Raw genomic sequence first — 11855 nt, 5'->3', positions numbered from 1 at the left:
AACAAAAACGCTTTACATCAAATTATTTTAACTGTTAAGTATGGGTGAGCAACCGATTGATAAAGGTATTACGGGTGAAAAAATAAAAGCACCGATCATTAATTGCCATACGCACATTTTTACCGGCGATCATGTGGCGCCTTTGCTAGGCAAATCAATAATAGCCTGGCCATTGTATTACCTGGTGAACTTTAAGTGGGTGTTTTATTTTTTCAGAAAGTATTACCGGAAATCAGACAAAGAGAGATTTGATGGTGCTGAAAATTTAAAAGCCCGGAATAAATTTGAGCGGGAGAGAAAATTTAAAAAAGATATTATCCTCTATACCCTGTATAATATCGCCGGCATTTACCTCACCCTTCAATCGCTGGATATACTTTGCCACCGGATATTTTCTGTGCCTGAAAAACCCGGTTGGTTTATAAAGTTGCTGCAAAGCCTTCATGATTTTTTACTCCGCATATTCCTGTTGCTGGACAGAAAGGAAATATGGTTGCAGGTTATTTTTCTTTTGCTGGTGATTTTCTTTTATAAATCCGGCCGCAACCTGCTTTGGGCTTTTGCAAAAATGACCATATCGGTACTGAAAAAAATACCCGGTAAAAGAACTAAAGAACTCTTTGACAGATACCTTACTATCGGCCGTTTTGCTTTTCATACAAAACAAAGCCAGACATTAGGAGACCTGGAGGGGCAGTACCCTGACACTACCGGCTTTGTTATTCTGCCTATGGATATGGAATTTATGGACGCCCGCCTGCCATCTAAAACCTACAAAGAACAGATGCAGGAGCTGGCCGAATTAAAAGCAAAAAAAGACAATATCTATCCTTTTATTTTTATTGACCCCCGCAGAATAGAAAAGGAAGGCAAATCATTTTTTGATTACTCAGTTACCAACGGGAAAGTGGTACTTGAAAAATGTTTTATCAAAGATTATATTGAAGGGCATAATGTAATAAATGAAAAAACTGCAACACCCGGCTTTGCAAAATTCAGTGGATTTAAAATTTACCCGGCATTGGGTTATTATCCCTTTCACCCGTTATTATTACCCCTTTGGAAATATGCCGAACAGGAAGGTTTACCAATACTTACCCATTGTGTAAGAGGCCCGATGTATTATCGCGGAAGTAAGAAACAGGAATGGAATTACCATCCTGTTTTCCAGGAACTGGTACAACCTGTTGCCGGAAGGCTGGCAACCCCGGCTGATTTTACTAACCTGTTGTTACCACAAATGAAGAATGATGAATTTACCGCCAATTTTACGCACCCGATGAATTTTCTCTGCCTGCTAAAAAAAGATTTTTTTGTAAAAGCAGTAGAGATCGCTTACGCTGAGGCCGATACGATAACAAAGGAAAACCTGCAGGATCTTTTTGGATTTACACCTGCCAATGGCAGTACTGCCGCCTCTGTTACTTCTTGCCTGGAAGACCTGAAAATATGTTTGGGGCATTATGGCGGTGGCGACGAGTGGTCACGTTATTTTGAAAAAGACAGGTTTAATCATAGTGCACAGCTGGCCGCAAGGCCGGATTTTGGAATCGATTTTCTTTTCTTAATAAAAAACGGACAATCTACAACAAACCGTTCGCTGGGTAAGCCTGAGCAACTCTGGAAATACACCGACTGGTATTCTATCATCAGCAGTATGATGCTGCAACATAAGAATGTGTACGCCGACATCAGTTATATACTACACGATGACGCTGCTATTTTACCACTGCTTAAACAAACATTGCAAAACAAAAACCTGAGAGAAAAAGTATTATACGGAACGGATTTTTTTGTAGTGCGTAATCATAAAAGTGATAAGAATATGCTGGCTGATATGATGGGCGGATTAGAAGAGGAAGATTTTGATCAGATAGCAAGAGTTAACCCCCGTAAATTTTTGAACCTGCCCTGATTGAAATAAATACTCATCATCTCTTAATAATTTATTTGTATGACAAAACCCCGATACCGCTGCCTGAGAGGCTATACCATTGACCCCGGCTTTTCTACCCGGCTTGATACGATGGTTATCAATGAATCTATTTATAAAATAAAATGGGAAGACCTGTTACCCGGCCCCATTGGTGAATATATTGAAGTGGTTGACTTTGACCCTGTGAATTATTGTTTTTACGAACCGGTTGACCTGGATTCAAAAGAAGTACTGGGCATGAGCGGCCTTACACCCAGCGAAGGCAATGCACAGTTTCACCAGCAGTTTGTATATGCCATTATTATGCAAACCATTGAAAATTTTGAAAAGGCATTGGGCAGAAAAATTATCTGGCGTTCCAACCTGAAATGGAAAAATGGTGTAGTTGATGAAAGCCAGGAGTACGTACAAAAACTGCGTGTATACCCCCACGCTATGATGGATGCCAATGCGTTTTATACTTCAGAAAAAGTGGCACTCCTGTTCGGCTATTTTCAGGCGGCCAATAAAATTGAAGGCTCTAACTTTCCGGGAGGCGCTGTTTTTACCTGCTTATCGCCGGATATTGTGGCACATGAAACCACCCATGCAATTTTAGACAGTATGTACCCGAGGTATATGGAAAATACCAATGCCGATGTACCTGCTTTTCACGAAGCATTTGCCGATATTGTTGCATTACTGCAGCGGTTTGCCAATACTAAATTGCTTGAACACCAGATTGAACAAACAAGAGGGCGCCTGGATGAGTATAGCATAATGGGAGAATTGGCTACCCAATTTGGCCAGGCATTGGAAACCGGAAGAGGCGCTTTGCGAAGTGCAATAGGAGGCTATGATAAAAAAACAGGCAAATGGAAAAAGATAGAACCCAATCCTGCTGCCTACCAGAGTACATTTGAAGCACATGACCGTGGCGCCATTTTAGTAGCAACAGTATTTGAGGCTTTTATGCGCCTGTATAATTTCCGGGTGCAGGACCTGCTGCGGATAGCCACACAGGGTTCCGGCATTCTGCCACAAGGGTCTATTCATCCCGACCTGGTAAAAAGGTTGGCTGCCGAGGCTTCCGATATTGCATCGCACCTGCTTTCCATTTGTATCAGGGCATTGGACTACTGTCCGCCAATTGATATCACATTCGGCGATTACCTGCAGGCGTTAATAACTGCAGATACCGACCTTAGCCCCGAAGATAATAATGGCTACAGGGTATCGCTGATAGAAGCTTTTCGTGCCTGGGGTATTTTTCCCGACAGGGTAAAAACATTATCGGTTTACAGCCTGCGATGGTTTGCGCCCGACCTTACAAAAAAAGAAGAAAAAGCCATGAACATGATGGCAGCATTTATAAAAGATGATGTGCGTATAATAAGCCGGCTGACTGACCGTAAACAGATTGCCACAAAATATAAGGAGCTGCAACGAAAACTGCACCGGTTATTGGATAGCCCTGCTGCTACGGCACCAAAAGAATGGGCCGCTAGCAAACTGCTTAAAAAAGACTGGGACAGATACCTGGAAAAAATAGGAGTTGTAAAAAATAACAAGCCTTATACCATACCCTACAACGACGATAAGATTGAATTTGCTGCAAACCCTAAATTAGAAGTGCATAATGTAAAACATGCATTTCGTATGGGGCGTGAAGACCGCCAGCTGGAACAGGTGATCATTAGTCTTACACAAACTCACCGGGTTGAAAAAGGCGAATACAGCAGTTTCAAATTCAGAAGCGGTTGCACCATGGTAATAAACCTGCTTAACGATGAAATGAAAGTAGAATATATCGTTCTGAAAAGGTTTGACAAAGATAAACGGTTGCCCAACCAGGCCAACTATCAGTTAGGCACAGGCGCAGCTACAACGATGCCTGTATCGAGTTATGATAATCCCCGGAAAAGTTTTACACTGAATTTTCAACACCTTCATGCACATTAAACACTAAACTTAAACGCTATGGCTGTATCTGTAAATATTAAAATGTACCGTATTGGAGAATTGGGCGATTGTTTCCTGTTGCGCTTTACCAGTGGCAGCGAAATAACGCACGTATTAATTGATTGTGGTTCGTACTGGAACAATAACAGTTCTATAGACCGGCTGAAAAAAATTGCTACTGATATAAAAAAGCAGGTAGCCGGCCAGAAGCTGGACGTAATTGTTGGTACTCACCAGCACAATGACCATTTATCTGGATTTATACATGCCAAAACTATTTTTAATTCCATTAAGCCCGAACAGGTATGGCTCTCGTGGTTAGATGACCCCAGCCCGGATAATAAACTGGGAAGGAAAATCGGCGAAGACTATAATAATTATCTTACCAGCCTTCGTAATATCAATAAGGAATTGAGCAAAGACTTTTTTGCCGATGCTGACGAGAAAATAAAAAAAAGCATCAATGGCCTGCTCGGTTTTTATGGCGTAGGCAACAACGATAAGATGAATGCAACCACCCAAAAATTACCTGCCGAGTTGCCGGCCCGAGCAAGGGAAGAGTTGCAGAAGATGGGAAGAAAAGCCCCTCAATATCTTTCTCCGGGTGAAGTATTTAATTTGCCCGGCATATCAAACGGCGCCGTAAAAGTATATGTGCTGGGGCCACCCAAAGACGAAGAGCACCTGTATAAAAAAGAACCCAGGAAAGATGAAACCTTTGACCACAAATTAGCCAGCAACGGGGTAAATGCAGAAAAGATGTTAAGTGCCATGAAAAAATTAACGGGTACTGCTAAAATAAAAAAAGATGAAGAGCCATTTCCTTTTGATGAACCCTACCGCAAGTCGGATAACTTTAAAGCAGTTGAGAAAGCTTATGACAGAGAAAAATGGAGGCAGATAGAAGCAGACTGGATCAACCAGGCAGAGCAACTGGCTTTGTGGTTAGATGGCTTTACCAATAACAGCAGCCTGGTATTGGCATTTGAAATTGTAAAAACGAAAAAAGTATTATTATTTGCCGCTGATGCACAGGCTGGCAACTGGCGATCGTGGAAAGAAATAAAATGGAAAAAAATGCCGGCAGATTTTAACTGGCTTACACTTATGAAAAATACCGTGTTATATAAAACGGGGCATCATGGAAGCCATAACTCCACGCTTGCAGAAGCACTGAATAATATGACGCATAAGGAACTGGTAGTAATGATACCTGTGGAAAAATCGGACCCGATGGTGAACTTTGGAAAGGGATGGCAGATGCCTGCGATAAATCTGTATAAAGAATTAAAGAAGAGAAGCCGTAACAGGATCATACGTATGGATGAAGGTATTGCAAAAGCCAAGGAATGGGATAAACTGCCTCACAAACCTACTGTAAATGATCTGTATTGCGAGTATGAAGTGAAAGAGTAAGGAGAAACATATTTATTGTTGTTGATGCGCAGGCATGGCGGGTTACTGTAAAGCATAAAAAAGAAATATCTGCATCAGATGCAGGCTGCCGTTATAGAGACCTGTTTGCTTTTTTGATCAATAAATATCCCAGGTGTCAATGCAAGGCTACTGGCCAGGTTGCGCCTTTTCCTGTTTTTATTGAGCATACGATTGCAAAATCGCTTTGGTATTACATGTATGCGTTAGAGTTTACAAGGTTAACTTAGGTAAAAGATACCGGCGGTATATTGTTTGCCTGGGATACCGAATCAATATAATGCATTTATAAAAGTATACCGCCGCTCTTTCAGTACCACGATATTTTTTTGCGAATGATGTTACTTTTTTCACCATCAATGGTATTTTATAAAAGATTCTATGTTTAAGCTGACCTTGAAATTACTATTGTTTGCGGTTATTATCGCCGGGCAAGATTTTCCTTTGCCATAGCAGTAATTGCCCTGGCTGTGGGGGAATCAGCTTCCATTCCTTTTGCAGCCATGAAATGGAGTAATTCATTGATCACTGTATCGTATTCCATTAATGGGTTGGCAAAATCCTGCACATAGCTAAGCCTGTTAGAAATATATTGCCGCCATTGAACAGGCACCTGCCTGTCACGCATTACAGTTTGTTTTAAGGAATTAACTCGCTGCAAAATAATGGTATCTCTTCCTGCCGGAGTACCTATTGCCGGGCCTTCTGCATTGGTAATATTTAATGGAGATTCGTCTGTGGTTCTGCCTGCATTAGTGTCATAACTTTGATCTACGGCAATATGTGTTTTTTCATGTGTTACTGCGCTGGCTATCATATCCGGATCAGTCAGGTGCTCACCGGTTGGATTGGCAGGATTAATATCAATTCTGTATTGGCGGCCAGCTAACGGTCCGGCAGGCGCACCTGCAACTGCACCGGGCGGCATGATAAAAGCAGTTTGACTTCTTCCCGCTGCAGCAGGATTAATATTTACATTGGGATTAACAGCAGGATCGTATTGATCCAGTTCATGATGCACTGATGCCAGCGTATTACTACGGTCACTCTCATGATATGCTTTATATGCACCATAAGCACTGCTTCCTAAAAAAACTGCACTACCAGCAAGTGCAAGTGCTGGTGATCCAATTGTCAGACCTGCTGTTGCTGCTATACCCCCGCCTAACATTCCTATACCGGTGAGTGCTTTTTTCCAAAAAGGAACACATTGAATGACCTTGCCTTCCAGCACATTTACATTTTCAACAGCTGGCGTGTGTAAGTTTTTTAGCTGAACTGCCTTATTACCGCGATTATCAATTATCGGACTGGTTTTGTTACCGGCTTTATTAGCAGCTGCCTGTAAGGATACCGCCGTTTTGGATTGTACTAAATTAAATTGTTGGTCACTCATATAATAAATCAGCTTTTAAATGGTTTTACAGGTGATAAATATTTTTGTAAGTTTCTTCCAGGCATACCAGAGCAAGAAGCATGGCACGGGTTTTTAATGAGTCTTATAGCCACCGTTCATTTTATGTGATTGCTTTTTTTCTCCATCTGCTGTATCATCATTTTTTCCCTGTCCTGCTTTTTTTACAGTGTTGGTTTTTTTTCCAGCTTTCTTTATACACTTCCGGCATTGTTTACCAGCTGCATTATCAGCAGCACTAATATCTTCTACATTACAGTTCGGGCATTTAATCATCTGGATAGTTGCAGTACTTTTTACTGGCTCTAAAGCTTTTTTGCTGCATCATATTTTGGTTACACCCACCACAATTGCAACCTAACGAATGACCCTTAATCCCTTTTCTTTGTACAGCATCGGATAAATCATTAGCCTGATCTGCCTCCGAACGCATTATTTCTAATTCACTTTTTTGCTGCAAAATTGTAGTGGCGTGCGCTATTCTTCCCAACGCCTTCGTTCCCATGATATCTGCTTCATGCTCCAGGCTGCTGTTATCATTCACTTTTACGCCGTTATGCATTTGCATCGTAGGCCTCACCCTGCCCTGCTTCTGCTGCACCACATGCCATGCTTCATGGGGCAAATGTTTTTCCTGCCCCGGTGCTATATGTATATCAGTTCCCTGCGCATATGCGTGAGCGTTAAGTTTTGCAGGTTGAGGTGAGTTGTATTGTACATGAACATCGTCCAGACTATGGCCCGAAATATTTTCTATTCCTGATTTTAAACTATCTGGCAAACCTGTACCATTGACTTTTTTTTGTGTACTCCCGCTATGGCGGTTATCTGTAATTGCGGCAGTGCCTTTTCCAATTTGATCGGCTGCAGCCTGCTGCACCACTTCTTTTTTTGTTTGGAGTAAATTTTTATGCTGACGGTTCATTTCAGGACTTTTAGTTTTTGTGAAATAGTGAGTAAAAACTATCTTATTTTTATTTCTTTCCCCACCAATCGGAAAGTCTTGGGATGAGCTCGCCGACAACACTAGGCAACCAGGAATTTCCGCTGGTTGCCCTGCGAAGCCTTGCCTGTTCAGCCTTGGTCACCGGCCAACGGGCGGCATCAATGTTTTGATTGAAACGGCTTTTACCATCTACACTTCCCTGGAAGTTTAAACCCCTTGCCACGGGAAGGCCTGTACGCTCAAATGCAGTTGTTTTTACCTGGGCGTTTTGTTTTGACCGGCGTGCTTCTGCAAGGCTTTCCTCTCCTGGTGTCATGGCAATATTGGCCCCATGCGATGCTGCAGTAAGATTATCCCGTTCCGACTCACCGCCTAAAGAGTCTCCCACAAGATGTGTCCACTGGCGGCTCATCAGCCTGTTGGTGTTATGCCTGATACCGCCTGCCTGGTCGCTGGCAGAGGTTTTGTCCATTACATAATTATTGTTCCTGCTGCCACCTTTGCTTGCCCCAACGTCCTGCCATCCGGATGTATTGATTTCTTCTCCGTGCACTACGCTGTAATATCTACGGGTTAATTTTTCAACCACACTTTGCTGGTCTTCCGGTTCATTAGTTGCCACTCCTGCTGCTATCCTGTCTGTTACTGCCGGGTATGCATGGCGTGCAGCTGTAGCCCCCAGCATCCACGGTAAACCTTTACCGGCCATCCAGGGCAATATAGCACCTGCTGTTGCCGGTGCTCCTCCCATGTAAGCAACTGCTGCCCGCCCGGCCATTCTTAAACCCCAGCGGCCAGCGGCTTTAGCTCTTCGTGATGCAGCCTCTTTCCAGGTATCATCTTTATTTGTAGCCAGCATTTGTGAACCAAGATCAACTGTATCACCCAATGCACCAAGTGAAAGATTATCGGCAACCGAATAAGCTGTACCAAGAACATTTTGCCAGGACAAGCTGTTGACTGTATTCATGTCCTGGTTTCCGGCACCGGCCCTTCCGGTGCCTTTGCCGGCATTGCGGGGCGTCCAGGCGCCATCACTGTTCCTGCGCTTTTTTCTCTTGGTAAGTTGTGCTACAGGGACAATTGAATTATGGTGCAATGACAAGTTTTGCGATCTGCTATTCCTTGTGACCATGCCATTGCTATTTTCCACAGCAGGTATAATACTACTACGGTTATCCGTAATTGTTGTACCATTAGCTGCACTTTTATTGGCCGCAGCCTGTACCGCAGTATTTGTTTTTTTGTTTTTTATTGTGAAGCCCTCAATCATGACGTAATTTTTTACTTACAGGATTAAAATCCAGTACAGTTACATTAACCGGGCCTGTTGCTCCCCTGTAGTCGATAGCTGAACAAAAATTATAGTTGGCAATATATTTTTCCAGCCTTGCCAGGTCAGGGTCATAATAACCAGGATCTGCTTTCCGGTTGGTCATTAATTTTGACAGGTAATCATTTACGATGGGATAATATTTAAATAGCGGGTATACTATTTCCTTGCTGCTTTTACTTTCATCCGTCATCACTGGTTCTGCGTTAAGTTCTTCATATACCATTGAATAAAATGATTTTTGCAATTCTTCCAGTGATATACCAGTGTCCTTTACCAATACAAGGCATAGTCTGGTATTGGTAAGCAGGTACCCTACCACGGTAAAACCAAACTGACCGATGCATTTATTAAGCGCCCTGCAGATAAGCAGTTTATAGCGATATGCTGTGTACGCTTTTCTCCATGGCCCGATGATGAAGACCAGTTCATAAACAGGTACCGGCCAGTCGTTATGATATTCCGGCCCGGTAAGTTCGTGTAACAAACTTTTGTCTTCCTTATTTATTTTTTGCTTACTCATCAAGCCGGTGATTTATCAGTATAGTTTTATTCTCTTTTTTAAATTCTTTTTGAATACCCTTCAGCAATTCTTCTTTGGTAACTACGGTATCCTGCCTTCTTATTGCCGACAGGCTGCAGTAGCGCAATACATTTATTATCGCACCGCCTGCCAGTTCATAATCATCAGCAATTTTTTGCAGGTTGATATTCTTATGCAGGTTACAGGTGCCGGAAAAAGCATTTTCCCACAACTGCAAACGCTCCGGGGCCGAAGGCATATTAAAATGTATGACCGACTGAAACCTGCGGGTAAAAGCTTCATCCATATTGGCCCGCAGGTTGGATGCCAGTATCACAATGCCCGGAAAGTCTTCAATACGCTGCAGCAGGTAACCCGTTTGCTGGTTGGCATACCTGTCGTTGGAAGAATTGGTTTCGGTACGTTTACCAAACAATGCATCAGCCTCATCAAAAAACAATATCCAGTTCTTATGCTGCGCTATGTCGAATATTTTAGAAAGATTTTTTTCTGTTTCTCCAATGTATTTGGATACCAGCAGCGAAAGGTCTATTTTATATACAGCCCTGCCGGTAACCTTTCCCAGCAAAGTTGCAGTAAGCGTTTTACCGGTACCGGGAGGCCCGTAAAATAATGAGCGGTAACCGGGTTTTATTTTTTTATGCAGCCCCCAATCCTGCATCAGCGTATCGCCATATTCTATCCAGGTTTTAATTTCCATTACCTGGTCGTACACCACTTCGTCCAGCACCACGTCTTCCCACTCCAGCCTGGTAGTGATTTTCTGTGCAGGAAAGGAAGGCGTATTTTCTTCTTCCACTTCCCTGCCAGTAACAAAATAATGAAAGCATTTACTGTTTAATCCCATTACAGCATTAAGCACCGGCATACCGGGTTCAGCTTCAGGGTATATTAACACCTGTTCTTTACGCAGAACACTTTCTTTAGCCAGCACTTCCATTGCTTCAGGCAGTAATTCGGGATAAACAGCCGTTACAATAAAACAAAAGGTCTGGCCTGTGGGTAAAAAGCCGCTGTGGCTTTTATCCACCACACCGCCAAATTCCGTGTATCCCCTGTCGTAAACCTGGTTTTTTCCGAAGAAGACATCCAATGTCTCGGGCCGAAAATGTGGCGCCATGGCCAATGCCAGTGCCAGCCTTTCCAGCATCGTCAGTTTCCATTTTTTTACAGCATTTGCATAAGGAGAACTTGCATCCGGTAAATCAGGTGGAGGTATAGCCAGCCAGTCTTCTTCGTGGCCCTCCTGCAGAAAATAGGACTTTATCACCTGGTTGATAACGGCGCTCAACCAGTCAATCTCGTTGTGAAGTGTGGCGATATTTTCCTGCGCAACCATCGTGAATATGTTTTTTATTTTGCCTAGCGATCATTTTTTAACTGCCATATACAGTAAACAGCATTTCGATATCGTCCATGCTGGTACCGGCCCATTTAAAATACTGCAGTGCGGTGTTAGGATTCAGCTGGTTAGCCTGCAACATATCGAGTACTCCTTCCCGTGTGTATTGTGGCCGGTGCCTGGTGTACACTTTATCCATCTGCAGATCACAATCATAAAATCCGGCTGCCCACTCCTCGTAACCTTCTGCCCGTGAAATGAGCTGGTTGATAAATATTTCTGCTTTATCGTCCTGTATCGCCAGTTTTTTTGCTTTAAAGAAAATGGCTTTTCGTTTATCTTCCCGGTGATGGTATTCGATATCTTTAGACTGAATTGTTTTTGCCGCAAGATGGCCGAATATATCCACCAGCCCGAAGTTTTCTGATTCGGTGGCAATTTCCAGTTCGGCTTTATCCGAACCGGCAACTGCCAGGGCCCAGTCTGATACAGAAGCACTTTCTGTAACCACATACAATTCCCTGAACGAATACAGCGTGGTGGTAAGCCTGATGATAAGTGCCTGCTGCAGATCGTTCCAGTTGCAGATCTTAATGGATTCGGGCTGATGGCCATTAAAAAGAAAACTGCCACGCTGCGCAAATGACAATACCTGCTTGCTGAATTCAAAACTGCTTTCAATGGCCCCCTGACCAACGGAACGGCCCGAGTAAGATTTATTAACACCATCACTGAAACTCCATTCGGCAGGATTAAGTTTTATGCCATACCCGAATTGTACATCTTCGGCAGGAAAGATATTGTGACGAAAAATATTTCCATGTACCATCATACCGCCGTTCTTAATTTGAAAAAAATCACCGGGCAAAAGGTTTTGATTCAAAGGCGCCGAAGGAATGAAACCTCCTGTACGCATGTAAAAGTTGCGGTAAAAGTTCCTGAAGATTGTATCCATAAAATAAATT

General features: G+C 42.9%; 9 protein-coding genes. 3 read left to right on the top strand and 6 right to left on the bottom strand.

What is annotated here, in order from left to right:
- Positions 1-40: 40 nt before the first annotated feature.
- The 3 genes from ACYVM0_RS02350 to ACYVM0_RS02340 are packed head-to-tail and all read left to right on the top strand — an operon-like array spanning position 41 to position 5293.
- Positions 41-1915 carry an amidohydrolase family protein gene (locus tag ACYVM0_RS02350; protein WP_460551885.1) on the top strand — a complete coding sequence of 625 codons (1875 nt, stop codon included), beginning with the start codon at positions 41-43 and terminating at the stop codon, positions 1913-1915.
- Between the two features lie 39 nt (positions 1916-1954).
- Positions 1955-3877 (top strand): gluzincin family metallopeptidase, encoded by a 1923-nt coding sequence (locus ACYVM0_RS02345; RefSeq protein ID WP_460551882.1) that lies wholly within the window; start codon positions 1955-1957, stop codon positions 3875-3877.
- Positions 3878-3895: 18 nt separating this feature from the next.
- Complete coding sequence (locus ACYVM0_RS02340; RefSeq protein WP_460551879.1) at positions 3896-5293, top strand: ComEC/Rec2 family competence protein; 1398 nt, start codon at positions 3896-3898, stop codon at positions 5291-5293.
- A 439-nt stretch (positions 5294-5732) separates the two neighbouring features.
- Here ACYVM0_RS02340 and ACYVM0_RS02335 read toward each other — a convergent pair whose 3' ends face one another.
- The 6 genes from ACYVM0_RS02335 to ACYVM0_RS02310 form a co-directional block, all read right to left on the bottom strand.
- Positions 5733-6707: a hypothetical protein gene (locus ACYVM0_RS02335; RefSeq protein WP_460551876.1), complete on the bottom strand. Its 975-nt coding sequence runs from the start codon at positions 6705-6707 to the stop codon at positions 5733-5735.
- 286 nt (positions 6708-6993) lie between these two features.
- Positions 6994-7650, bottom strand: a complete 657-nt coding sequence (locus ACYVM0_RS02330; RefSeq protein ID WP_460551873.1) for an eCIS core domain-containing protein — start codon at positions 7648-7650, stop codon at positions 6994-6996.
- Between the two features lie 49 nt (positions 7651-7699).
- Positions 7700-8944, bottom strand: coding sequence for a hypothetical protein (locus tag ACYVM0_RS02325; RefSeq protein WP_460551870.1), 1245 nt, complete (start codon positions 8942-8944; stop codon positions 7700-7702).
- Positions 8937-9527, bottom strand: a complete 591-nt coding sequence (locus ACYVM0_RS02320) for a hypothetical protein (protein ID WP_460551867.1) — start codon at positions 9525-9527, stop codon at positions 8937-8939. Before ACYVM0_RS02320 ends, ACYVM0_RS02325 begins: the two co-directional genes overlap by 8 nt.
- A complete protein-coding gene (locus ACYVM0_RS02315) occupies positions 9520-10887 on the bottom strand; it encodes an ATP-binding protein (protein ID WP_460551864.1) in 1368 nt (455 codons plus the stop codon). The genes ACYVM0_RS02320 and ACYVM0_RS02315 overlap by 8 nt, the downstream gene beginning before the upstream one ends.
- A gap of 37 nt (positions 10888-10924) precedes the next feature.
- The gene (locus tag ACYVM0_RS02310; RefSeq protein WP_460551860.1) at positions 10925-11845 is read right to left on the bottom strand and encodes a hypothetical protein; all 921 of its coding nucleotides are present in this window, start codon (positions 11843-11845) and stop codon (positions 10925-10927) included.
- Between the last annotated feature and the right edge of the window lie 10 nt (positions 11846-11855).

It is taken from the genome of Ferruginibacter profundus (genome assembly GCF_054783275.1).
The sequence above is the reverse complement of the archived record's forward strand: the minus strand, read 5'-3'. Positions and strand labels throughout refer to the sequence as shown.